Annotated in this window: 18 protein-coding genes; 4 read left to right on the top strand and 14 right to left on the bottom strand. The window is 49.6% G+C overall.

Annotation, left to right across the window (positions count from 1 at the left end; translation table 11 throughout):
* Nucleotides 1-50 precede the first annotated feature (50 nt).
* The gene (locus D3P07_RS09075; protein WP_119799852.1) at nt 51-527 is read right to left on the bottom strand and encodes a GNAT family N-acetyltransferase; all 477 of its coding nucleotides are present in this window, start codon (nt 525-527) and stop codon (nt 51-53) included.
* Nucleotides 528-689: 162 nt separating this feature from the next.
* Between D3P07_RS09075 and D3P07_RS09070 the strand changes: the two genes are divergently transcribed.
* Nucleotides 690-1,232 (top strand): NADPH-dependent FMN reductase, encoded by a 543-nt coding sequence (locus D3P07_RS09070; protein ID WP_119799851.1) that lies wholly within the window; start codon nt 690-692, stop codon nt 1,230-1,232.
* A gap of 67 nt (nt 1,233-1,299) precedes the next feature.
* On the opposite strand, the gene D3P07_RS09065 is transcribed toward D3P07_RS09070, so the two are convergent.
* The 10 genes from D3P07_RS09065 to D3P07_RS09020 all read right to left on the bottom strand — a co-directional run bounded on the left by D3P07_RS09065 (nt 1,300) and on the right by D3P07_RS09020 (nt 16,959).
* Nucleotides 1,300-3,000, bottom strand: a complete 1,701-nt coding sequence (locus D3P07_RS09065; protein ID WP_147384499.1) for a hypothetical protein — start codon at nt 2,998-3,000, stop codon at nt 1,300-1,302.
* Nucleotides 3,001-3,159: 159 nt separating this feature from the next.
* Entirely contained in the window at nt 3,160-4,449 is a 1,290-nt protein-coding gene (locus tag D3P07_RS09060) for an MFS transporter (protein ID WP_119799849.1), read from the bottom strand.
* Nucleotides 4,450-4,635: 186 nt separating this feature from the next.
* Nucleotides 4,636-6,402: a glycoside hydrolase family 2 protein gene (locus tag D3P07_RS09055; protein WP_119799848.1), complete on the bottom strand. Its 1,767-nt coding sequence runs from the start codon at nt 6,400-6,402 to the stop codon at nt 4,636-4,638.
* A gap of 52 nt (nt 6,403-6,454) precedes the next feature.
* Nucleotides 6,455-7,267, bottom strand: coding sequence for a carbohydrate ABC transporter permease (locus D3P07_RS09050; RefSeq protein ID WP_119799847.1), 813 nt, complete (start codon nt 7,265-7,267; stop codon nt 6,455-6,457).
* Nucleotides 7,268-7,282: 15 nt separating this feature from the next.
* Entirely contained in the window at nt 7,283-8,182 is a 900-nt protein-coding gene (locus D3P07_RS09045) for a carbohydrate ABC transporter permease (protein WP_182914234.1), read from the bottom strand.
* Nucleotides 8,183-8,281: 99 nt separating this feature from the next.
* Complete coding sequence (locus tag D3P07_RS09040) at nt 8,282-9,604, bottom strand: ABC transporter substrate-binding protein (protein WP_119799845.1); 1,323 nt, start codon at nt 9,602-9,604, stop codon at nt 8,282-8,284.
* Between the two features lie 219 nt (nt 9,605-9,823).
* Nucleotides 9,824-11,437 carry a response regulator gene (locus tag D3P07_RS09035; RefSeq protein ID WP_119799844.1) on the bottom strand — a complete coding sequence of 538 codons (1,614 nt, stop codon included), beginning with the start codon at nt 11,435-11,437 and terminating at the stop codon, nt 9,824-9,826.
* Nucleotides 11,430-13,286, bottom strand: a complete 1,857-nt coding sequence (locus D3P07_RS09030) for a cache domain-containing sensor histidine kinase (protein ID WP_147384498.1) — start codon at nt 13,284-13,286, stop codon at nt 11,430-11,432. Before D3P07_RS09030 ends, D3P07_RS09035 begins: the two co-directional genes overlap by 8 nt.
* Before the next feature lie 59 nt (nt 13,287-13,345).
* Nucleotides 13,346-15,814 carry a family 43 glycosylhydrolase gene (locus tag D3P07_RS09025; protein WP_259391405.1) on the bottom strand — a complete coding sequence of 823 codons (2,469 nt, stop codon included), beginning with the start codon at nt 15,812-15,814 and terminating at the stop codon, nt 13,346-13,348.
* 77 nt (nt 15,815-15,891) lie between these two features.
* Nucleotides 15,892-16,959: a GntR family transcriptional regulator gene (locus tag D3P07_RS09020; protein WP_119799841.1), complete on the bottom strand. Its 1,068-nt coding sequence runs from the start codon at nt 16,957-16,959 to the stop codon at nt 15,892-15,894.
* 279 nt (nt 16,960-17,238) lie between these two features.
* On the opposite strand from D3P07_RS09020, the gene D3P07_RS09015 reads away from it, so the two are divergent.
* Nucleotides 17,239-18,843 (top strand): basic secretory protein-like protein, encoded by a 1,605-nt coding sequence (locus D3P07_RS09015; RefSeq protein ID WP_119799840.1) that lies wholly within the window; start codon nt 17,239-17,241, stop codon nt 18,841-18,843.
* Between the two features lie 75 nt (nt 18,844-18,918).
* Here D3P07_RS09015 and D3P07_RS09010 read toward each other — a convergent pair whose 3' ends face one another.
* The 3 genes from D3P07_RS09010 to D3P07_RS09000 all read right to left on the bottom strand — a co-directional run bounded on the left by D3P07_RS09010 (nt 18,919) and on the right by D3P07_RS09000 (nt 23,172).
* Nucleotides 18,919-20,880, bottom strand: a complete 1,962-nt coding sequence (locus D3P07_RS09010; RefSeq protein WP_119799839.1) for a peptidoglycan D,D-transpeptidase FtsI family protein — start codon at nt 20,878-20,880, stop codon at nt 18,919-18,921.
* A gap of 48 nt (nt 20,881-20,928) precedes the next feature.
* A complete protein-coding gene (locus D3P07_RS09005) occupies nt 20,929-21,480 on the bottom strand; it encodes a GNAT family N-acetyltransferase (protein ID WP_119799838.1) in 552 nt (183 codons plus the stop codon).
* A 354-nt stretch (nt 21,481-21,834) separates the two neighbouring features.
* The gene (locus D3P07_RS09000) at nt 21,835-23,172 is read right to left on the bottom strand and encodes a lytic polysaccharide monooxygenase (protein WP_119799837.1); all 1,338 of its coding nucleotides are present in this window, start codon (nt 23,170-23,172) and stop codon (nt 21,835-21,837) included.
* A gap of 621 nt (nt 23,173-23,793) precedes the next feature.
* Between D3P07_RS09000 and D3P07_RS08995 the strand changes: the two genes are divergently transcribed.
* Nucleotides 23,794-23,988 (top strand): hypothetical protein, encoded by a 195-nt coding sequence (locus tag D3P07_RS08995; protein ID WP_119799836.1) that lies wholly within the window; start codon nt 23,794-23,796, stop codon nt 23,986-23,988.
* 197 nt (nt 23,989-24,185) lie between these two features.
* Nucleotides 24,186-24,761 (top strand): dihydrofolate reductase family protein, encoded by a 576-nt coding sequence (locus tag D3P07_RS08990; protein ID WP_119799835.1) that lies wholly within the window; start codon nt 24,186-24,188, stop codon nt 24,759-24,761.
* Nucleotides 24,762-24,944 lie beyond the last annotated feature (183 nt).

Below are 24,944 nucleotides of genomic sequence, written 5' to 3'. Positions count from 1 at the left end.
CTACTCCCATTGTATATGTCTTAGGAAAATCTAACCAGAACAAGTTGACGCTATAATTCTTTTATCAGCCAGGCATCGCATGCATAATGCTCCGAGCCTGCCAGCGGTTCAGCAAGCGGCTTGAAGCCATGCTTGGCATAAAAGCGATTAGCGGCTCCCATCGTTTGGAGCGTCTCCAGATAACATTGTTGGTAATGGAGTCTCGCATAGTTCAGAGCCGTATGAAGCAGCGGCCCCGCCACTCCCGTTCCTCTTATCTGGGGAAGCAGGTACATCTTCTGCAGCTCACAGATCGACTCCGACTCCGCGAAGGGCGCAATTCCGCAGCCTCCGACGACCTGTCCGTCCAGCTCTGCTACCCAATAAGCACCATGTGCAAATTGATTATAGTATTGAAATAGCTTCGATAAGCTCGCATCTTCCCATGCCAGCCCGGCACGATTGCCGCCGAATTCGATCAAGCAGCTGCGCACGACAAGCTCGATCGCCGTATTATCTTCCTTGCGCAAATCCCGTATGATTGTCATGATGTCTCCCCTGCTGGCTGATTTGCCAGTACATGATGTATGAAATGTGGCATATAGCCGCATAATCTATAAGTGTAAAAGATATGATGAAACGATACTGCAAGCAGCGACTCCGTGTCTAAAGCTAGTACTTGATTTAATCATAATAAGGAGGACATAACGATGTCAAAGTTGAATATCGGAATTATTCTCGGAAGCACGCGTCAAGGACGTGTCAGCCCGCAGGTAGGCGAATGGGTAAAAGGAATTGCGGATAAGCGAGGCGATGCAAACTATGAAATCGTCGATATCGCGGATTACAAGCTGCCTCTGCTTGGCGAAGAGGATGCAACGGAGCAAGCGACGAAGTGGAATACGAAGCTGGCGAGCCTGGACGGCTTCGTATTTATCGTACAGGAATACAACCATAGCATCTCCGGCGCGCTCAAAAATGCGATTGATTACGCTCGCGACGCATGGAACAACAAAGCTGCCGGTTTCGTCAGCTACGGTTCTGTCGGCGGAGCTCGCGCCGTAGAGCATCTGAGAGGCATTCTGGGCGAGGTGTCTGTCGCCGACGTTCGGATTCATGCGGCATTGTCGCTGTTCACGGACTTCGAGAACGGAACTGTATTCAAGCCTGCGGACCTGCACTTGACCAATGTGAATGGCATGCTGGATCAAGTCATCGCCTGGAGCGGCGCTCTGAAGACGCTTCGTTCTTAATCCTAAACGGAAAGAGCAGCACCCCGTACAATCATGTACGGGGTGCTCCTGATTCCATCGATTTGAGCTAGTCGATGGAGATATAGTCCACAGACATTCCTTCGGTAGAATGCCAATAAACCACCTGCCCTTTGGGTGTCCAGGCTATTACCGGCCCTGATCCGAGCTTGCGCGCGTGCTGCTCTTCCCGATCAATCAGCCAGCTTCCAGATCCTGCCAATGTAACAGCAATATACCGCTCCCCCGCTGCTTCGGACCTCGGAAGCGCACGAATCAGATCCAATTCGTCCCATCCGTCAATAGTTGCCTTCAGAATTGCCATGTCAGACGCAGATAAAGACTCACTCCCTTGCTTCTGCTGCAACCCCTTCTTATAATGGAACGTCGCTTTACCCCGGAAAAAAGCTACACTCGGGCTGCCGACCAATGGCACCTCTATCCTCTCGTTGTCCGTCCATCTCACCGGATAGATGAAATACCAGCCGTCGCTATGTCCGCTATATGCCGCCATCTTGAATTCGGAAACCAGCTTCCCGTTGGCATCGATTACCCGCAAATCGGCATAAGGCCCCAGGCTCCCGCTCGAATCAGTCAATACGGCTACATGCTTCCCATCTGGCGATGAGGCTATGCCATAGATCGGTAGGTCCGAGCTATAAATCAATTTCTTCTGACCGCCGTTTGTCTCCACCCGGTAGATGGTTTCCCATCCGTGAACCATGTAAAGCTGTTCCTTATTTTCACTATATGAGAATGTAAAGCCTATTCCGTTATCGTTCACTGCAAGCTCAGATACATCGATTTGCTCCTTGGACAGAATATCCTCGACATGACCAGACTTCAAATCCAACCGATACGCCGGAATGTCATGATTGTAAATGATAATCTCCGACTCATGAGCAGAGAAGCTTGCCGGCATGATGGACACCGCCGTAGGAAAAGCATGCTCGCGTACCATTTTGCCCCCCGGATCTACCCATTGCAGACCGCTCCAAGCAAGCCCTTGATGAATGGTAATCAGCTTGCCTTCCAGCGGCGAGTTAATCTGGAATGACTGCCCCTCTCTCGTCAGCACACCGTCCAATTTGAACTCCGCTACCGAGCCTTCCGGCAAATAAGGAAATGCGATGACAACTCTGCGAGGGTCCGTCCAATTCAGCCTGTAGACAGATGCAGCATCTCCTGCAGACGGATAGATCACCATAAAAGTTCTTAGAGCTTCCTCTAGGGACGTCTTGTCAATCGCGCGATTCGCTGCAAGCGTGACAGAATCATTGACCTCATCCAGCGTCAATTGAATGACAGGTTCAGCTTGCTCAGCTTCTGAGCGCAGCAGGCTCTGTATCCATTCGGACGGCAGAGACCAAGCCCTGGTCCGCTCTTCACCGGGCAAAATCAGATATACTTTGGCACTGACATCGGTGGAGGCCGTAGCCGTCAGGTCATTCAGCTCCAAGACCAGCTTCTTCTTCGGACCAGTCAATTCAACCCTATATGGCGTACCGCTGTATTCAGGATCGCTAATATCGGATGGCTTCGCCTGCTTTAACCCCTCAATCAACACTTCTATCGTATCAGAGGCAGTATGCTCAACGACAATTTGATTGTGATGCTGCTCGAAAACGGTTATAGACCCGATATTCGCTGGCAGCGGGATTGGAACAGGCTGGTTATTTTGCTCTACTTCCGCTTTTGCGCTGCAAGCCTGCAGGATGAGGAAGAACATCAGGAAGACGACCCCATACCGCAGTTGAAGTCTAACCATCATCTTATCCTCCTTCACTTCATGAATCCATCATTTCCTACTATTTCCTAAACGAAACAAATTGGTTTAAGGTTGCTGGAATACCAAAAAGCAGCCATCCCTCAAGAATGGCTACTTTTGTTATAACCGCTACGCGCTGCCTGGACGGCGTAACTCAAACTGCTATTTTGATGATCTGGATGACCAGAACATAACGGGAATAAGCAGCAGAGACAACAAACCGCCTGCCAAAGCTAGAGTCGCATAGCTGGATTGCGCTACGATCATGCCGGATAACACGCCGCCGGAAGCACCGGCAAGTGCAATCAGCACGTCTACTGTGCCTTGCGTCTTCGCTCTAGTCGCTTGGCTGGTGGAATCGACAATGAGGGCTGTTCCGCTAATGAGCCCCAGATTCCAGCCAAGACCCAGCAGTGCTAGAGCCGTGATTAGCGACAGCATGGAATCCGCAGGTCCGAATGCTGCGAGCAGTCCGGAGGCGAGCAAGACGACGCCGGACGCGCAAGCCATCTTGATTCTGCCAATGCGATCAATCAGCATGCCGGTGAAGAGCGAAGGCAAGTACATGGCACCGACATGGATGCCAATCACGATACCTACTTCGTTTAGCCCGTGGCCATGATGAGTCATATGGATCGGTGTCATGGTCATAATGGCGACCATTATAATTTGCGTCAAGATCATAATGGCTGCTCCCAGCTTGATCCCCTGCCTGTTGCCCGCTTGAGTCTTGCCGTTCTGCGATGGGTTGGCAGCCGCTTGCGCTTCTGCTATCCTGCTGGCGACCAAAAATGGATCAGGACGCAACAACACCAGAATAATGAGTCCGGCAATCGTGAAGGCTCCTGCCGCTAGTATGAACGGTCCCGCCAATCTCGGAACGCCGATCGATTCGGCATAATTCCCCATTACGCCAATCAGATTCGGACCGGCTACCGCGCCGAATGTCGTGGATACCATAGCGATGCTGATAGCTGTTGCCCGTTGCTTCGGCTTCGCAAGATCGGTACCCGCATAACGTGCCTGCAGGTTGGTGGCGGTGCCCGCCCCATAGATAAATAGGGCGAAATATAATAACGGGATGCTGCCTGCTACGGCTGCCGTAATAATCCCGATCGCGCCAATACCTCCAGCGAGGAAGCCTGCTGCAAGACCGGACCGTCTTCCGAATCGTTGGGTAAGACGCCCCATCAGGAAGGATGCGAGTGCGGAGCCAAGCGTAATAAGGGCTGCCGGAATGCCGGCGTAACGCTCGGTTCCAAGCATATCTTGCGCGAGCAGGGCGCCCACGGTCACGCCTGCCGCAAGTCCCGCGCCTCCGAATAATTGCGATAATATGACAATGGCTAGCGTTCGTTTGTAGAGCTGTTGCTGCTTGCCGGGAGCTGTCCATTCCTGGAGCTTCCCAGTCTTGCTTTCTTGATGTTCTTTCGTGCGGGCTTGAATATGCATGGACTCGAGTCCTCCTCCTATTCTATCGAGTATTATGGAGGATCGGATCGTATAGTTCAACAGAAAAAAAGACCGCACACGATAGCGCGGTCCACATAAGGGGGATTTGTGAGAGCGATCAAGCCTGGTATAATCCAGCGATGACTGAGTGATGATCAAGTGTTCGATGGTCTCTAACTTGTAGGCTCAACCGTTATTCGTGTTTAATTCCTTTATGGCTTCCAGCGGAACCTTCAGCTCGCGGTTCTCTTCCAGCAAGCCGTTCACTTCCTGCTGAACATCGGTAATTTGGGTATAACAGTAGCCGACAATATAATCTGTCGCCTTGACCGCCTCATGAAGCTCCTTCAACCGGCTCAGGTAAGACTCCTCCGTCGATTCCTGGTTGCCATAACCCCATCCCGCATCATTCTTGAAGGCAACGCCTCCAAATTCGCTCAGGATTACCGGCTGTCCGCTATAGCGGTAACCGTCAGCATAAGCATATTTCTTATTGTTGAAGGCAATCCGGTTGCCAACAATGTTTTCCTTGTCGCTGTAGCGCTGACGGAATTCCTCACCGCTCTCCACATAATCGTGCAGCGTCAGAATATCTGAGATTGTATGCTCCCATCCGTCATTGGAGACGACAAGACGCATCGGATCAAAGGATTTGGTCAAATGATAGATCGACTCTGTGAATGCCTGCTGCCTGCGGTCCTTCGCCACATTCATGATGCCCCATGATTCGTTGAATGGCACCCACGTAATGATCGAAGGATGATTGTAATACTGGCGCACGATTTCCATCCATTCCCCGGTGAACCGCTGAATGGCATGATCGTTGAATTCGAAGGTCGCCGCCATCTCCGACCAGACCAGCAAGCCCTTCACGTCGCACCAATAGAGGAAGCGCGGGTCCTCCACCTTCATATGCTTGCGTACTCCATTGTAGCCCATTGCGAGAATCGCATCGATATCCTGCAGGATGGCTTCCTCCGAAGGCGGCGTGAGATGGCTCTCCGGCCAATAGCCCTGATCCAGCAGCAGCCGCTGGTAGATCGGTTCATTGTTCAGCAAAATTTGACCTTCTCGTGTAGAGATTTTCCTCATGCCAAAATAGGAATAGACATGGTCCAGCTTCTCCTCCCCTTTGTACAAGACAAATTCGATGTCGTACAAATGAGGAGTCGCCGGCGTCCAGTAGCTCATTTTCCACGGGCCGTTCATCTCATGCAGCAAATCGACATCAAGCTGGAGCCATGGACGATCGATAACGAGGCTCATGTGCTTGATACGATTTCCTTTCAGACTGATAATCGTCTCCACGCGGATATCTCCAGAGGCCAGATCCCCTTGAACCTGATATTCCAAGAGCAGCTTGCGCGTATCGATATCCGGGGTCATCTTGACCGCTTCGATATGTACGGGATGAACATATTCCAGCCATACCGATTGCCAAATGCCGGTCGTCTGAACATAGAAGCATTCGAAGCTGTCCTTCGTCCAGCGCTGTTTCCCGCGAGGCTGTGCAGCGTCCATGCTGTCCTCAGCTTTAACGGTAACGCTGTTGCTGCCGCCATATACGACATAAGGCGTAATATCAAAGGAAAAGGCGCTATATCCGCCTTGATGGAGGCCGACATATCGGCCATTCACCCATATCTTCGCGATGTAATCCACAGCCTGGAAGTGAAGCATGACGGACTTCCCAGCCTGGTCTTCCGGAATATCAATCATCCGTTGATACCACACCTGGCGGTGATGTGCTTGCTCCCCAATGCCGCTTGCCTCGGTCTCATAGCTGAATGGCACGATGATGGTTTTGTCCCCCCTGAATTGCCACGGCCACCCTTCGCTTTCGCCAATATTGGCATCATCGAAGCCGAAAGCCCATTCCCCGTTCAGATTCGTCCATTCATCCCTGACGAACTGCGGCCGGGGATAATCCTTGATATATCTGCTCGTTGTCATTATCGCATCCTGTTCTCCTTTATCGTGGTTTATCTATCGATGCAGCTATTCGTTAACCCTTCACCCCGGTCATAGCAACCCCCTGTACGATATGCCGCTGCAAAAGAATAAAGACGACCATCGTAGGAATCGCCGCTATCGCGCTCGCTGTCATAATCGTATTCACATGCAGCACGTTGTTCGCCAGGAAGGTCGGAAGCCCTGTCGCAAGCACCATGCTTTCCTCTGTGTTGATGGCGATATAAGGCCAGATAAAGTTGTTCCAGGACATAATGAAATAAAAAATACCGATCGAAATCATGGCTGAACGCGTCAGCGGTACGTAGATCGACCACCACATGCGCAGATCCTTGCAGCCGTCTATTTGCGCTGCCTCCTTGTAATCCTTCGGAAGTCCGTCCATAAACTGCTTGATCAGGATCAGTCCGAGCGGGTTCGTCAAGCTAGGCAGTATAATTCCCCATATATTGTCCAGCAATTGAATGTTCAGCACCGTCTCGTATAGCGGAATAAGCATAGCCTCCGTCGGAATCAGAAGCCCGGATACGCATAGTAGAAACCAGAAGCCTTTGGTTTTGAATTTCTTACGTGAAAATGCAAATGCGGCCAGTGAGCTGATTACAATCGTAATCACAGTCGTAATGGCGCCGATTACCAAGCTGTTCCAAGTCCAAGTGAGAATTTGGGATTCTGTCAGCACCTTGGTATAGTTGCGGAACGTCAGGTCTGAGAAATCAATCCATTCTTTAATCGTAATGGCGGAAACGCCCTCAGGCTTAAAGGAAACGACGAACATCCAGACTAGAGGAATCACAAACACGACGGCCAATAGCAGAGTCAAAATATAAATGAAGATACGCGCCATACGCATTCCCTCCTTCTAATCTGTCTTGCGATTCATGAACATGTATTGTACGGCTGCGACTAGCAGCATGAAGATGCAGAACATGGTGGATTGTGCGGCCGCTAGACCGAACATATCTTTTTTGAAGCCGGTGACGTAGATATAGCGAATAATCGTATTCGTCGCGTCTCCGGGACCGCCGTTCGTCATAATTTGCACTTGGCCGAACAGCTTCAGGCCGGCGATAATCTGAAAGAAGATCTGAATCTTCATCACGGGCATTAATCCAGGAAGCGTAATATAACGAAACTTATGGAAAGCCGATGCGCCGTCGATATCCGCCGCTTCATACAGGTCAGGCGAGATCTCTTGCAGTCCTGCCAGAAACAGCACCATGACAAATCCGACCGTCCACCAGACAGTGGCAATGACGATTGACCACCATGCCGCCCCGGGACTTGTCAGCCAATGGACTGTCGGCAAGCCGAGCGAATCCAGAATGACGTTCAGGAGCCCGTTTTTCGAATCGAACATCCGCAGCCAGATAAAGCTGATAACAGAAACCGAAAGCACATAAGGTAAAAAGTAGATGGAACGGAAGGTTGTCTGAAGCGGAACCTTTCTCTGAACCAGCAACGCCAGCAGCAAGCCCAGCGCAATAATGATCGGCACAATCAACAGTACGAAATAAAAGCTGTTCCAAAGGTAATGGAAAAAGTCTCCGCCTGTAAGCAGCTTCTTGTAGTTGCCAAGGCCGACATACTTCTGCATGCCGAGAATGCCCCATGAATGAAAGCTGATCCATACGCCTCTCAGCAGCGGCCAAATATAAAAGAGTAAAAGCGGAATTAGAAACGGAGCTAAAAAGGCGAGCGCCGACAGTTCAAGCTTTAGATTTCTTTTCCACCTGAAGCCGGCTCCTTGCTGAACTTTCACGGTTATCCTCCTCCATTGGCCGGCAAGCCAAATCTGTCTCTGTAGGATGAGGCTGAGGAGCGGCATCTGGAAAGACGCGGCTCCACAGCATTCATTTGATTAGTTTTGAACAATCTCGTTAATCTCTTTCTCCATGCCTTTCAAGCCTTCCTCAGGCGTGATCGTCTTGAAGATGATGCCTTGCAGAACTTCCTTCACGACTGTATCAATTGCATTGTATTGGTCCGTCTTCGGTGCATATTTCACGGTTTGCTGAGACTTGATAAACTCATCGCGGTAAGGCTGACTGAGGTATTCGTCGCTTGCAATTACGGCTTTGCCTGCAGGCACGTGACCCGCTTGGCCCCATACCTTGCCGCCTTCCATCGTGAAGTACTTCATAAACTTCATAGCGGCTACCTTCTTCTCGTCCGTTACATACTCCGGAATGACCAGCGTGTGCGAACCGGACCAGTGAGACTCGCTTCCGAAGAACGGAGGAATGGATGTAATGCCGACATTCAGCCCTTCCTCGCCCAGATGCCAGCCGGCTTCCCATACGCCGCCGAACCAAGTCGCAGCTTTGCCGCTGTGGAAGGTGTCCCATGGCGTCTTGTCATTGATGTCGCTGAGGCCTTGGTCATACAGATCCAGGTAGAAATTCAGTACGTTAAGTGCATTCTCGTTATTGAGAGCCGATTGGCTCAGATCGTCGGTCAGAATGCTGCCGCCTGCCTGGTAATAGAGATTGTAGAATGGCTCATGGAAGTAAGGCGTATTGACACCGAATGGCGTCACATCAGGCACCTTGCTCTTAATCTCGGACAGGAATTGCTTGAAGCCTTCCGGCGAGATCTCGCCAAACTTCGGAGTGCCGTCCTCGTTCAACAGTCCGGCCTGCTCCAGCAAGTCCTTGTTGTAGTAGAACATATGGAAATGCGTATCGAGCGGTACAGCGTACGGCTTGCTGTCATAGCTGACGCTCTCAACGTTTGCGTCCGTAATCTCTGTGAAGTTGAAGTCCGCTTGGCCTGCAAGCTCGTCGAGCGGGCTTAGCTGGCCGGCCTTCACGAACGGCGCCAGACGGTCTGCGTGAGCGACTGCAACGTCAGGACCTTTGCCAGATGCCAATGCCGTACCGAACTTTGCGTAATATTCATTCGATTCCAGTCTGAGCGTCTTCACTGTCACTTCTTTCTGAGATTCATTGAATCCGCTCACAATCTGATCGACGAAATCGCCTTCGCCGCCGCCGAATAAGTTCCAGAATGTAATTTCTACCGGCTGACTTGCCTCGCCTCCGTCAGAACCGCTGTTTGAAGCTGTTGGCGAAGGACTGCTCGTGTTCGCCGGCTTGCCGTTATTGCCGGAGCAGCCCGCCAAGACCAGCATAACCGCAAGCGCTGTCAGAAGCATGTTGACCCATCTTTTCTTTCCTACCATGGATGTACCCCTTTTCCTTATCGAATTCGGATGCGCGAATCCGCTTTACCTGTATGTTGTAAGCGTCTACATCGCGTTCCTGTATCCATCATAATGGCTGAGCTGACATGCTGGAACGTTAAGATCAACGCACTCTGTCGTAAAATCGCATGTAAACAAACAAGGCACGAACCCGTCGTGCGATCCGTGCGGTGTAAAATATTCCGGCAGGTGTCAAATCTACAGATGAGATGTGGCGTGAGCCGCTTCACGGTATTCGCTTGGCGTCACGCCGGTCATTTTTTTGAATAGCTTGGAAAAATACTTGGAATCAGGTATGCCGACCTTCAGGCTGATCTCACTGCTCTTCAAATCCGTGCCCCGCAGCAGCGACTTCGCCCGGTCCATGCGAACTCTTGTAATGTAGTCAATGACGCCTTCGCCTGTTTCCTTCTTGAACAGATTGGCCAAGTAATTTTTACTGAGATGGACATGTTCGCTCAATATTTGCAGGGAGAGCTCCTTGTCGTAGTTTTGATCGATAAATGCGATTATTTTCGGGATTGACCCTTGATCGCTGGAGTAAACGCTCCGCACTTTATGAATAAGCTCCTCATATACCTGGACGAACCATCGCTTCCTGTCCGACAAAGTCTCCAATTCCTTGATTTGGTCGTAGAGCTCCTTCTTCCGGTCATACAACCATTCATGGTCATGGGTTAAGTCAGTGTACATATTAGTCAGGTTAAGCAGCAGCTCAATGGAGATGAGCTGGGCTCTCTCCACGTCCAATCTGGCCTCCGCATCATTGAAGACATGATCGATATACGTTCTCATTGCCTCGCTGTCCAGCGAATACAAAAAATCGTTCAGCTTTTTGTTCATAATAGGAGCCGGTTGGTGGGTGGAATCATCTGCGGACCTGGCGTCCGCACGAATGACGCTGCCGCAGCCCAGAAAGAGCTTCAGCCGATACCCCTGTTCCGCTTGGATATAGGCCTCGCGAAGTTCTGTCAAGGCGTGAAACGCGCTGCTGATCCCGACTGTCGCGGATTCGTTCCAGACCTCAGAGAGGCGGTTGATTATCGCTTGGCCGAGCGCTTCCGCATGACTCTCACCGGCATTCTTAAGGAGAACGTTCCACTCTCCTGTACGGCTTGAGAACAACTCGATGCCATATTTCTCTGCTGAGCAAATATGGCGTACAATGCTGGCCCCTTCCGTATGAAGCCTTATAAGCTCGTTCTCCGAAAAGCGCTGCGTCACGTTCTCCATGTAATCCAAGCCGATATGCAAAAGAACCAGCTCTCCCTGATGGTTATTTAATTCAGAGGTCTGAAGCATGGCTCCAGTCATAGGTCCGGCAGATATTGTTCCGTGCGCCAAGCCCATTAAGAGAGCATCCATCGCAATGGCCTCTCTGGCCTCCGCGGTATCTTCGCCAGATTCCGGCAGCTTGCCCTGATCTGCGCGTTCCTCGTCCAGCAAGCCCTTCAACACCAGCATCACGCTTTCCATGTCCTGAGGCATCATATTGGATTTGATCAAATAATCGGTCGTGCCGAGCCTGAGTGCCCGCTGCGCATATTCGAAGTCCTCCAGACAGGTCAACAAGATCAGCTTCGCATCCCGGTCAATCATGCGGACCTGCGCAATCAGCTCCATACCGTCCATAACGGGCATCTTAATATCTGTAATGAGCACATCGGGCGCTAGCTCTTGGAATGCTTGCAGTCCCTCTCTGCCGTTGCTGGCCTCCCCGACGACCTGGAAGCCGATACTCTCCCAATCGATCATTGCTTTGATCCCATAGCGGACCAAGTGCTCGTCATCGACAATCAGTACCTTATACATGGTTGTTCTCCTCCTTCATGATGGGCAGTGTGATTGTCACCGTGGTGCCGGCACCCAGCTTGCTCGTGATGCTTAGCCCATATTCCTTGCCGCATATCAGCTTAATGCGCTCCTCGACATTGGACAGGCCGACACCAAGAAACGAAGCGCTCTTCGGCAGATCCTCTGCTTGATGGCCATATAGGTCCGGCATATCCGTCTCGAACCCGTGACCGTTATCCTTGATGATGAAGAGCAGGCTGCCATCCGCACGATGGCAGCGGATATGAATGACGGCGCCGTCGGATCGGTCAGCGAATCCATGGAGAACCGCGTTCTCTACAATCGGCTGCAGAATGACCTTCGGTATGCGGTACGACTTCACTTCTTCCTCGACGTCATAGACAACTTCAATTCGGCCTGCTGCGCGCAGGTTCTGTATCCCCATGTAACATTCCACATGCTCCATTTCCTCCTGCACCATCACTGTGTCACTGCCTTTGCCGATGCTAATATGGAGCAGTCTGGACAGAAGCCGCGCCATCTCTGCTGCAGTGTTCGCCTTCTGGAACAAGGCCGTCCACTTGATTGCATCGAGTGTATTGTACAGAAAATGAGGATTAATTTGCGCTTCCAGCGCTTTCACCTCGGCAATCCGTTTATTGTTCTGCTCTTGATACACCGCCTGCACTAATTCCTCGATCCGCCCGACCATATCATTGAAATGGTATTCAAGACTGCCAATCTCATCAATCCGCTTGTCGTTCCGATCGATTCTTGTCGCCAGATTTCCGATATGGACCTGCTTCATCGCTTTCACCATCCGCTTCAACGGACTGGATACGGAATTGGCCATCGCGTAAGCCGCAACAATCGAAAACAATGCACATACGGCAAGCAGGATCGCAATGACCTGAATAACCTGGTTCGAGTCCTTGTAGAGGCTGGAGCGTTCAATCACATGCACGACCCGCCAATTGCTGCTCTTAAGCTGCTGATAGTTGACCATCACTTCTTTTCCTTTGTAATGAGCGACGAAGCTGTCTTCTCTCTCTTCGCGCATCAGTATGGCAGCTTCTTCCGACTCGAATGAATCCTCTACAGGTGTGAACAGCATCTCCTTGTTGCTATGGGACAGGATCATGCCGTTTTGGTCGATGACAAAGCTTTCCGTGCGAAGGTCGCTAGCCGCATTGTTTCGCAGAATCTCGCTCAGCATCTCCTCGCGGATGTCCAGCACAACAGCCATACCCAGCTGACGCCCGTCATGAATATTGAATACTTGCTTGGAGACGGAGAATACATGTTCTTCATGACTATCCGCCGTATCGGAATAGTAGCCCCGCCTGGTAGGAAACCAGACAAAGTCGTTTCCTGCGCCCATCGTTTTGCTATAAAACTCGGTCTTCAGCTCCGCCTGGTCATCCCAGCGGAATATGCCTTTGATATACATGGAATCCGTGACGAAGGAGACGGATTTGAACTCCGGGGATACGGCAGTGAAATACGCCAGCTTGGATGTTAACGAAATATGCTCGACAACCTCCTCGTCCCGTTGGCTGATGCGGTTCAGAAGCGACATAATCTCCGGATTGGTAATCATCTGCATGACGATATCCTTATAGCCCGAGAAACGGATATCGATGTTCTCCGCAGTCTGCCTGATTAGCTGTTTGGAGGCATCCGTCACTTTTTTGTCTATCGCATTTTTAGTAATGGAATAAGAGACCGCACCGAGCACCAACAGCGGAATAAGTGTAATCGCAACTAACAGCAACAGCCATTTGTACGTGATGCTGGATCGTAATTGTGTTCTGCCTTTCCCGAGAGCCGCCATGTTCATCATCTCCGCATCTGTTCTATCGAACAAAGAAAGACCCGGCCGTTTGGCAGGATCCGTCTTTGCTTCCTTTCTGCTTGCCTATGAACTTAAGGATACAAGATTACATTGTCGAATGATGTACTCTTGTGTGCCGTTCTCAGGCCGATCTTGCCGTGGGTGAATGCCGTTGGCGAGTGATCGTTGTAATCAAGCTTCGGCGTCGTCATATCGCCTACGTACACCTTAATATTCGTGCCGTTCACGACAACCTTCATCTTATGCCACGTATTAATGGCAAGCGGCGTTGTGAATCCGGCCAGATTGCTCCAATTATAATTCTGTTTTCCAAGGTAAACCCCGTCTGTCTTGATATAGGCGTAGTAGCCCTGCAAGAAGTCGGCATTGCCTTGTCCACGCTCCAGCCCGTTAGCCGGGTTCTTCCCTCTTACGATAATCCCGGCATCCCCGCCGCTTTCATTCATTCTGATATCGGCTTCAATCGTGTAATTCGCCCAATTGTCATTGCCGAATGTCGTCTTCGCGAAGGTGCCGCCTGCCGAATGGTATTGGCCGCTGCTTACTGACCAGTTGCCCTCCCAGCGCTTCCATCCGTCGCTGTTATTGTCGTTGAAGTTATCGGTCAAGCTGGGTACAGCTGCATGAGCATGGAATTCCATGCTGGCGAAATCCGCCTCGCCCGTCACGAATTCGACTCTAAGTTCCCGCTGTCCTTGCGTCATCGGAATGTTCGTCACCGTGACCGATCGCCATGCGTCCCAGCCGCCGGTATTCGGGATGGAGACAACACCGGTCAAGGCAGTCGCACCGTCCCAGAGACGAATGCCTACTCCGTTCATCGTTGTCGCCATTCGGAACGTGACATCATACGCACCTGTTGCCGCGACATTCACCCGGTACTTCAGCCACTCCCCGGTCTGGTTCCAGCCGACGTTGTAGCCGCCCTCTGGATTGACGCGGATATCTACCGCATCGCTGCGATATTGGCCGCCAAGATTGGCTGGCGTCAAGTCATGGTAACCGACTCCTTCGCCGCCCTTCATGTAATGCACAGCCTCGATCTTGCCAGGAATCGGCTTATACGCATCCCAATCGCTGCTTCCGCCTGCTTGGTTGCTGAAGGCGACATAAGCGAAGTCTGCATGGGTGTCTTCGGACACATAGCCTACCTTGCCGCCTCCCAGGTTAGCGGATCTGGTCACCTTCAGCATATTATCCACGTAAATTTTGAACGAATTCCCCGATTTCTCCACCCGAATGTTATGCCACTTGCTATAGTCAAATCCGGCAGGAAGCGCCGCATTCACCCAGCCTTGGGAGACGCCGCCAACAACCATGTTCGTCTCCAGTTGGTTGTTCTTGGAGCTTAGCATCGCCACGCCATAATTGTTCTCATCCACATAGGAGAAGGTTGCGCCATATCTAGGCGCCGCGCTCGTTCCTCTCGCCATCTGCTTCGCATGGAATTCAGCTGTATAGCTGGAGGCGGTTGCAGCATTTGTGATTTGCTTGTACGCCGTCGTCGTTCCAATCGTATCCTGCCACATGAGCTCTTGATTGTAGATGCCCCATGTGCCGCCATTGACATTGGTCCAGCTTGATCCGATTGTGGTCCGGTTGAATCGGTCCTGGAAAGCTGGTAGCGCCGGATCGGGCTGTGAAGTCGTCGTAGGTCCAAGCACGGTCATCTTGTCGCCGTTCCAGACGACCCGGTCCATATTAATGCTGCGAATCGGCCAGCCCTCAGGCGAATAGCCCTTCCAATCATGATAGAACATGTACATGGAATCCAGATCAGGGCCTGTAACTAAGCCGTTATGCCCTAAGCCGGTTGTAGGACCTTCCGTTGAGATAAGTACCGGATTTTGGTTCTGCACAGGGACGAATCCGGTCAACGGATTATCGCTAACCGCGTAGTCAACCCTATAAGCGGGGCTATGGACATGATTGCCGGTGTAAGTCATATAATATTTGCCGTTGCGTTTGACGACTGTCGCCCCTTCGGTCCAGCCTCCGTTCACAGTAGCACCCGTATTGAAGCCGGGACCGAACGTATAGGGATCGCTCATGCGATGCGCGACCATCTGGCCATGCGCAGCGCGGTAGAAGTACCATTGACCGTCATCGTCGATAAAGACATGGCCGTCAATGGTGAGTCCTTTATTCGGAGTCTGGATGGTGAAGGGACCTGTCGGGCTTTCACTGCGGAGCACATAATGGCCCCCGCCTCCCGGTGAGGTATACATATAGAAGTATCCGTTCCAATAAATAACCTCAGGCGCGTAAGCAGCCTTCGTAATCGGGTCCGTCGCCACCAATCCGGCATACGTCCAGTTCACCAGATCAGTCGAGCTCCAAGCCTTAATGCCGGTTTCTGAGTCTTTGGTGCTGACATACAAATAATAGACGCCTTTGAATTTCAGAATGTACGGATCGCCGGAGCCATAGGTCGGCCATTCGTTGCTGAGCTGCCTTGGGTTCTGGTACGCGGTTGCCAGCGAAGCGGGCAACATCAGGCTTAAGACGAGGAGTGCTAGCAGTAGCTTCGATTTCTTCATAACGTCCTCCCTTTCCATCGGTTAATGTAATCGTTTTCATATTACGCCTACATCGTACCACCATGGCTTGTCCGGTTTTATATCTTATTAAGTATATTTTTGTGAAAAAGCGTGACGGGCACCGCCACTCTTCTAGGATTATAGGTTCCGTTAATTTGCTCGACCAGAAGCTCAATTGTTATCCTGCACATCTCCTCCACGTTCTGCTTGACATAACTGACATCCGCCCATTCGGATTGGTCGAAGCTCATAAGCTCAATCTTGTGGCCAGCCGGCTTGCTCATTGCGCTCATCGCGCGATGAGTGTAGCCTGTTAGCTCCGCATTGCAAGTGAACACCGCTGTAATGCCGGGAGTATCCTCCAGAAACTCCTGTATAATCGATACGCTCCTTCCCGAAGCGATATCCTCAATGCCCAGCGTGCACCACAGATTCTTATGAATGGGCAGATTGCGCTCCAGGAATGCTTTCTCAAAACCTGCAGCCCGATCCGCCGTCGCAGAGTTGGTCACCTTCACGGTGACGAACGCGATATTCTCATGACCCTTGCTAAGCAGATGGCCAACCGCACGGCAAGCGCCATCCAGATTGTCTGCGGCAACGCTGTACGTCTCGATTTCTTTCATATAACGGTCGATCAGCACAAGCGGGAACCGGTTCAGCGATAGCCGCAATATATCATTATTGTACATTTCCTGCTCGATCGGAAAAATAATAAGACCCTTCACCCGCAGCAGCATAAAATCGTCTATGGCTCTGCTCTCCTCAAGCGGAGATTCTTGTGTAATTTTGACTAGCAAGTAGTAGCCGCTTTCTCTCACATATTGTTCAATCGCATTCATGATGCGCTGGTCGACCTTGGTTTTCATGCTGGGCAAGATGAGACCAATAAAGCCTTTATGGCGGCTCATCCCTGGCAGTTCCTCATGATTGGCATTCACGAAAGTTCCTTTGCCGCGATGCCGGACAAGAATGCCCTCTTCAGCCAGACCGTTAATCGCGTTTTTGGACGTGATCTGGCTGACGTGATATTGTTCGGCAAGCTCTTTCTCCGACGGGACGCGATCTCCCGGCCTAAGCTGACCTGTTCGTATCAGAAACCGAATATCTTCTTGAATCCTCTTGTACAGCGGAAGCGATTTCATAATTATCCCTCGTTATAAGCTTAATAGCTAAAGAAATAAGTGAGATGATGTGCGGCTTTAGTAGGATTATAACATGAACGCTGATAGATTCCGCTCCATAATTTGGATAATCAGAATAAGGGCGATTGGGGCGGTCGATATCCAACATTCGATTTACAAGAAATACACTATGAGAAGTCGACATTATATGATATATTTTACATATTAGTTATTACTAGGATTAAGAGGTGAGTTTTTTTAATTCAGAGATTGACCATATAGAAAAAAGGACGTGGAGAAATGAAGAAACTGGGAGTACTACTATTGGCAGCGGCAATCGGTCTAGGATTTGGCAGCGAGGCCGCTATACCGAACGCGGTTGCTGCGGATTCTGTTACGACTATTTTGCCTATTAATCTCGCAAAAGGCGGAACAGTGACGGCAAGCGGCGAGAATGGCGAGCACCAAAGCAGGCTTAAAGCATTCGATCAATTTGTCTTTTCCAAGTGGCTGACCTTCACTTCGCCGGCATGGCTGCAATATGAATTCGCTACGGCAAAAATCGTAAATGCCTACTCCATTACTTCTGCAGAAGATGCGCCGGACCGGGATCCGAAAAACTGGGTCGTAAAGGGTTCCAATGACGGAATGGTATGGACCGTATTGGATATGCGGACCAATCAAAGCTTTGCGGGGCGCCATCAAACGAATACCTATTCATTCGTCAATTCAACCCCTTACAACTATATCAAGTTTGATCAATTCGTGAATCAATACGAGAACGGCGGTCTATTGCAATTAGCTGAGATTAAGCTGTTCGGTGATGAAACCCAAACCTTCCAATCGATTAAGCCTACCGTTACGGCCAGCGGCGAAAATGCGCCAACGGATGTCAAGGGCAACTTAGTAGACGGAACCAGCACGACCAAATGGCTGACGTATAACAACACGGCATGGCTGCAATTCGACTTCGGCGAGGCTGTGACGATCGACGGCTATGCTCTGACCTCTGCAAAAACGACGAATAACAGTCCAGATGCCGATCCCAAGAGCTGGGTGCTGCAAGGATCGAATGATCTTGCAAGCTGGACTACATTAGATACGAAAACGAACGAGAACTTCAGACTCCGGCATCAGCGAAAGCACTACTTGCTGGAAAACAATACAACAGCCTATCGTTACTATAAGCTGAATAATATTCAAAATCATAGCGGATGGACCGTTCAACTGAGCGAAGTAGAGTTTTCGCGTACGAATGATTTGTGGCATGCCGTAAATCCGGCTATCGAAATTCAGAATCTGGCAGGCTTCACGCCATTCGAAACGGCTCTTCCGAACGCCGAACAAGAAATATTAGCCATCGTGCGCAAGGTAAATGAATTGCTGTATCTGAGTCCGGCAGACGCCCCTCTAGAGGTGAAGAAAATCCTTGTGAAGATTGAAGATTCAGGCCCCGTCGCTTCCATGGGAGGAGACAGCGAGCTGAAAACGTTGACGTTTAACTCCCAGCATCTCGCTGGCGTGGCGGCAAATCCTAATCAGTCATTGCGAGATGAGATTATCGGAATTCTATATCATGAGCTAGGACATGCCTATCAATATGGCAACTTCGATGTAGAGGCTTTGACGGACAGCTTGCGCTTCTCGGCAGGCTATCATGACCGCTACAGTGTTGCACAGGGCGGCAGCTGGCATACTTATGGCACCGCAAATTTCATACGGTGGATTGAAGATACGAAGCACCGCGGATTTATTCGCAAATTAAACGAGGTTTCTTTGAATACTTATGGTCTTACAGAAGCTCAAATCTTCGCATGGAAGGAAAGCCAGTTCCAAATCATAACCGGCATACCTGTCAGCACCTTATGGACACAGTATCAGCAATCGCTTGCTCCATCATTGTAAAAGATAATACCCATGCAGACATTAAAGAGGGGGCTAGCGCCCCCTCTTCTTTATTACGCGATGATAGGTGAACCATTACTTTAATCCATATTCCTTATCATAAGCGTCGAATATTTTGCGTGCGATCGGCGCAGCTCCCCGGCTTCCGTATCCGCCTTCCGGCACAACTACGGCTACAGCCAGCACAGGATCATCCGCTGGCGCAGACGCGATGAACACGGAATTCTCCACAATCTTCCCGGCTACGCTTTGCTCTGACGTACCGGTCTTCCGTAAAAACTCATGCGGGAAATCATCGAAGCCCGTCACGCGAACCGCCCGCATGCCGGCTTCGATTTCATCCCAATAGCTCTCCGGGAAATCTGCCGTATTGAGAACAACCGGTTCAAATTTCTGCACAACGGTGCCGTCCGAATCTTTGATTTCGCTTACGAACAGAGGTTTCATCCGTTTCCCCCGGCTGGCGAGCGTTGCGGCATATTGAGCCAATTGCAGCGTCGTATACCGTCCTTGCTGACCGAAGGAAGCATAGATTAGCGCAGATTGCGTGCTTGCGTTTTTGGCTTCGTTAAAATATTCAATCGTACCTGGCCATTCATTCAGCCCGCTGCCCGTCGAGACGCCAAGCCCGAACATCTTCATATATTCGTCCCACTTCTGTACGCCTTCCTCGCCTTTATATTTCAAATACATCGCATTGCCGATCTTCTCCGTCATGAACGGATTGGATGATTTCTCAATGGCGCGCGCCGGGTCCATCGGTCCGTATACCGCATTCTCTGCGTTACGGATGCTTTTGCGGTGAATACCGGCCTGCCCGAATTGGAAGATGCCCGTATCTCTATAGCTCGTAGTAGGCGTTATCAGCTTCTCGTTCAAGCCGACGAGAACGGTCAACGGCTTGATGGTTGAGCCTAGCGGCACAATAGAGCCTGGATGTTTCGCACGCTCTTTATCATCATGGATGGGCTGATAGACCTCTCTGATCGTGCCATTGACCATATAAAACAGGATTTGGTTCAGTTCGTCATTGTTAACGCCGCCGCCCTCCCAAATATTTGTATCGTAATCCGGCATGCTGGCCATCGCAATAATATTGCCCGTCTTCACTTCCATTGCGACCGCATATCCGGTACGAGCATTTTTGCTTCGGGGATCGTCACCCTCCTGCAGGATCTTGATCTGCTCCATAATCGCTTCTTCGGTTCGCATTTGAACCTCTTTGTTAATGGTCAGATGAAGGTTATTCCCTTTAACTGGCGGCGTTACTTGAGGTTCGCCATTAACTCTGCCCATAGAATCGATAGGTATCAGCTTCAGCCCGTTTTTTCCGCGCAATTGCTCCTGGAACATATATTCCAGCCCGTCGAAGCCGACTTCTTCCTCCTCGATATAATTGAGGAGCGGATTGTCCTGCACCAGATTTTTATAGAAAGACAAGTCTTTGGAGCCTTTGAATTTCTTGAGATAACCGACTAGTTGAACGGCTACAGTATCCGGATCATAATGGCGAATGCTCTCCTCCACAATATCCACGCCATCGTATTTCGACAGATTTTCGGAGATATAAGCAACTTCCTTTTTGGACAAACCGGACTTGATTCTGCGGGGGACGGATCTCGTGTTTTTACGAAAGGTCAAATCCATATTTTCTTTGATCTGTTCAATGGTCATGCTTTTGGCCTGATCGCCGTACTGGTCGAATACTTCCTTGAGCTTTGCGGCAAACTCATCGGCTTCTTCAGATTTGAAGCCGCGCTCAATGGAAAAGTAAAGAGACTGCACAGATGTCGAATAAGCCAGCTGCACGCCGTCAGCGTCATAGATATTCCCGCGAATAGGCGCGATTCGGACCGGCGTATTGCCCAGCTTATCCTTCGCCTGCTGCAGGATGGTAGGGCCTTCGACAAATTGCAGGATAGCAAGCCGAATAATCAGGATGGCGAATAATACAAATACCAGGAGAAAAAACAAGTTAAGCCTAAAAAAATGCTGCCGCCGAATCGCAATCTCTTTCTTCTCTTGCTCCTCTGACACGGGTACGCCTCCCTTATCCGATCGAATTAGATGCTTAGATGCTGCTTCTTATTCTATCTCTTCATTCAAAAGGACCATATGCACATGATCCTCCCATTTTCCGTTAATTTTCAAATACTTGCGAGCCAGCCCCTCATGGCAGAAACCAAGCTTTTCAACGACACGGAACGAAGCCGCGTTTTGCGGCATAATATTCGCCTCGATCCGGTGCAGCTTCAGCTCCTGGAACGCATAGTCGATCAGAGCTTGAAGCGCCTCTGTCATATAACCCTTGCCTTCTTCCTCTCCATCAAGCCGATAACCGAGATGGCAGGACAAGAAAGCGCCGTACACAATATTGCTCAGCGCGACCGAGCCGATAATCCGATCTTCTTCGCCTAACCTGCTGATCCATAGCTTGACGAGCTGTCCGCAGGCCATATAATTAAGGTCATTAAACAACATGTCTTGTTGAGCCTGCAGCGTATAGAAGGAGTCGTCTCTGACGATCTCCCATGTGGACAGGAAGGATTTATTCCTTTTAAAATAGTCGAGTACAAGCGGCGCCTTTGCACAATCGTCCAAGGTAAACAACCGCAATCTGGATGTCAGCAGTTCCATTTCGTATTCCCGCCTTTACTTACTTATATGAGATCGACGTTATACAGATGTTATAACGGGTTTTGCCATTATAAGGTTGCCGAATAGGCGTTGCAATTTTGAAAATTACCAGCTGAAGAATATAACACAAACTTGTTCCAGGTTATCCTCCAATCAAATCGAATCTTCTCCCCTGTCGTATTTTGTAAGTAAAACAACTGATAATGACATTATATATAATTCTATCTAATATGGGTATGCTTAGCATTCATTAACATTCATTTGATAGATTCACAGGTTGAACAGCATATTTTACATAAGCATAAAAAACCTGCACAGCGGATGACCGCTATGCAGGCAATAGCTTAACTCGTATTAAGGGATAACCTTCCAGACATCGGCGTTGCCTGGCGTCTCGCCTAGCGTCCACCATTTGGCCTCGTAGTTGACGCCATTATGTGTCACTTTATTGCCGCCTACATAGACAGTTGTCGAGCTCCATGCAGGATAGGATGTTGGAACAGCCGTTGTGGTAACGTTTAGCGAATTGCTGGCAGCCGATACATTGCCAGCTGCATCAATCGCTTTCACCGTAAAGGTGTAAGCCGTATTGGAATTAAGAGCGCCAACCGTGTATTGCAGCGTTGTGCCGGTTACAGTGGCGGCTAGCGTACCGTTGCGGAAAATTTGATAGCCTGTTACGCCAATGTTATCTGTGGACGCATTCCACATGAGCGGTACCGAATTATGGGTGACCGTACCCATGACATGCAGGCTGTTCGGCGCAGTCGGCGGTTCCACATCCGGTCCGCTTACTTGCTGGGTCGTGAATGATACACTATTGCTCGCCGCGGAGAGATTGCCAGCAGCGTCGTACGCCTTGACCGTCAGGTTATAGGAGGTGTTAGAGGTTAAGCCTGTTAAGGAGTGGGTTGTGCCAGTGCCAGTTGTGCTGGCGATTTGGTTGCTGCCGTTGAAGATGCGGTATCCTGCCACGCCTTTATTGTCCGTGGAAGCATTCCAGGACAAGGAAGCGCTTGTTGTACCGATGTTCGAGACGGCAAGTCCGGACGGAGTTGTTGGTGGCTGCGAATCGACATCGCCGCCGAAGTTTACATCAATTACATTGTAGAACGCATTATTGGTATCATAGATTTCCCAAACGGCCAATATGATTTGATAACCGCTGCGGCTAGGGATGTTGCAAGTATTGGAGTAACTTCCGCCTGGCATTGCCCCTCCGGAATTTACGCTGCAGAAAGGAGTGAGGTCAAAGGAATCGCGAGTGAGCGGGGCGTTAGGGTTCCAGTTTTGTTTTGTAATATAGTATTTCCAACTAGTTGTAGCATGAGGAACTTTGATATTCCAGTTGAAGGTGTAGGAGCCGGGGCTAATGTTTACTTTTGTCCATCGAGTTGCCGATTGTTGATCCAGTTGAGTAAACCAAGTGTTAGCGCTTGCGATTTTCCCATCCGGCGGACCAGCAGCCGGGAAGCCTTTTGGTCCTTCTAAGCTGTACGGCTCATATATGATTTGCCCACAATTCTGATTCTGACCGTTGGCACACAAAGCTGCCCGGCTATTCGTAATGTTGCCATGAGCGGATACTTTTCCCGAAGGAATGAACAGCGTGGATACCACCATAATCAGCGCAAGCAAGCCGGCCATTATCATTTTCGTCCGAACCGGCATAGTCAAACGTAATGTATTCATCTGATAACCTCCTAATATGGATTGGGATGAACGATCGATTACGATGAAACATAAAGTAATAACGGTGCACACCGCCAAGGTCAAGCTTAAAGTTGTTTCCAATTTTTTTCTATGAAGCCTATGCGAATCCAATTCGAGTTAACCGGAGCCACCGCCTTTCTAGCTGCTATTTTTCTAGCCTATCCTTTAAAATACGACCTCTTCCCTCCTTTCCTGCCAATTGTGTATATAAACTCCCGAAGGAATTTATATCGAAAATATGAAACATAAAAAAGCGTTTCCAAAACCATATAAGTAAAATACTAGATATGTTCTAATAGTAATCCTGAATCGCCCAAGGGGCAATAAACAAGACGATTCAGTTTTATTCGGAATATTCTGATTCTTGAGTCATGCTGCGAATGTCGATGATATGCGGAAAGGCTTATTCTTTTCGACAAGTGAAAAGAACTTTAGAACTAAAGTGTTTTTCGGATTTCCTTGCTTTATTTTCTAATACTACCCGCCTATTGTTGTCGATCCTCTACGATTCTCTCATTCTTCAGATGGTAACATATAGGAATATATAGATGTGGAATTCTTTTTCTAGATCCTTCACACCAATTGTTGGGAGGTAACGGGATGGAGGATGTAACGGATGCGACTGCTTTTGAGATGTTTATTCGCGACGTATACGAGAAGTTTGGCAGGCTGGAATATTTGTTTAAAAATGCAGGGTGTCCCATCCCGACGCACTTCCTCCTCTTCCCCGCTGCACATAGAAAGCTGATGCGTCTCGTTGCAAAGTCGTGCGTCATAGTTAGAGTTATATGTTGACACCGGATTAGCAAAAGTATGGACCCTATCGAATATGAAAAATATGTTGGTTAAATCGTGTTTAGCTTCTGTTTATGCTTGCTAAGCTAATGGGCAGGTTTTGGGAATAGCAATCCATAAGAAACAACCTCAGATAAAATCTGCTAAAATGTAGGTGTATATTGTAGATAACCCTCATGAACAAAGGAGAACTGAAAGTGAGAAAACTCGTTCTATTTCTGCACACATCGCTTGACGGTTTTGTAGAAGGGCCGAATGGCGAAATGGACATTGGCTGGGTTTCCTACGATGCTGATTTGGAGAGACATGCGAAAGAAATTCTGAGTACTGCCGACACTGTCATTTGGGGACGTGGGACTTATCAGATGATGCACAGTTACTGGCCATCTGTGCCTTCGAACCCATCGGCTTCGCAGTATGAACGGAATCATGCCGAGTGGATCGAAAAGACAACCAAAATCGTTTTTTCCACGACGCTGGAGAAAGTCGAATGGAAAAATTCGAGGCTCGTGAAAGAAGATGTCGAAGAAGAGATTCATAACCTTAAACAGCAGCCAGGCAAAGATATGGTCATCCTCGGCAGTCCTAGATTCGCACACCACCTTATGCAGCTTGATTTAATTGATGAATATAAAATTACGGTTTCTCCCGTCCTGATCGGTAAGGGATTGCCGCTATTCCAAGGTTTCAAGGAGAAGATCAATCTTAAGCTAATCGAAAACAAGACCTTTGATTCGGGAGCTATAGGTCTCGTTTACCAGACGGTAAGATGACCTTGTCAATTATGGTGATTACGCCAACGGGAGACGATAGCTCAATTAACCGCCTTTTCACAAAGGCGGTTTTCTTATGGTCACAAATCAATATTAGAATTTAACATAGGCTTTTTTAAATGACGTAATAACCATTTGACATCCCTATAGGAATCACATTAGCCACATTTTAAATATAAATCC

The organism is Paenibacillus sp. 1011MAR3C5, assembly GCF_003591485.1.
In the GTDB taxonomy this organism is placed as follows: Bacteria; Bacillota; Bacilli; order Paenibacillales; family Paenibacillaceae; genus Pristimantibacillus.
Note: the sequence above shows the minus strand (reverse complement) of the source record. Positions and strands in the feature narration are given on the sequence as shown.

Bases quoted from the DNA above. Each gene is read 5' to 3' on its own strand.
- D3P07_RS09075 (WP_119799852.1), bottom strand. From the start codon at position 527: ATGACAATCATACGGGATTTGCGCAAGGAAGATAATACGGCGATCGAG.
- D3P07_RS09070 (WP_119799851.1), top strand. From the start codon at position 690: ATGTCAAAGTTGAATATCGGAATTATTCTCGGAAGCACGCGTCAAGGA.
- D3P07_RS09065 (WP_147384499.1), bottom strand. From the start codon at position 3,000: ATGATGGTTAGACTTCAACTGCGGTATGGGGTCGTCTTCCTGATGTTC.
- D3P07_RS09060 (WP_119799849.1), bottom strand. From the start codon at position 4,449: ATGCATATTCAAGCCCGCACGAAAGAACATCAAGAAAGCAAGACTGGG.
- D3P07_RS09055 (WP_119799848.1), bottom strand. From the start codon at position 6,402: ATGACAACGAGCAGATATATCAAGGATTATCCCCGGCCGCAGTTCGTC.
- D3P07_RS09050 (WP_119799847.1), bottom strand. From the start codon at position 7,267: ATGGCGCGTATCTTCATTTATATTTTGACTCTGCTATTGGCCGTCGTG.
- D3P07_RS09040 (WP_119799845.1), bottom strand. From the start codon at position 9,604: ATGGTAGGAAAGAAAAGATGGGTCAACATGCTTCTGACAGCGCTTGCG.
- D3P07_RS09035 (WP_119799844.1), bottom strand. From the start codon at position 11,437: ATGTATAAGGTACTGATTGTCGATGACGAGCACTTGGTCCGCTATGGG.
- D3P07_RS09025 (WP_259391405.1), bottom strand. From the start codon at position 15,814: ATGAAGAAATCGAAGCTACTGCTAGCACTCCTCGTCTTAAGCCTGATG.
- D3P07_RS09020 (WP_119799841.1), bottom strand. From the start codon at position 16,959: ATGAAATCGCTTCCGCTGTACAAGAGGATTCAAGAAGATATTCGGTTT.
- D3P07_RS09015 (WP_119799840.1), top strand. From the start codon at position 17,239: ATGAAGAAACTGGGAGTACTACTATTGGCAGCGGCAATCGGTCTAGGA.
- D3P07_RS09005 (WP_119799838.1), bottom strand. From the start codon at position 21,480: ATGGAACTGCTGACATCCAGATTGCGGTTGTTTACCTTGGACGATTGT.
- D3P07_RS09000 (WP_119799837.1), bottom strand. From the start codon at position 23,172: ATGAATACATTACGTTTGACTATGCCGGTTCGGACGAAAATGATAATG.
- D3P07_RS08995 (WP_119799836.1), top strand. From the start codon at position 23,794: ATGGAGGATGTAACGGATGCGACTGCTTTTGAGATGTTTATTCGCGAC.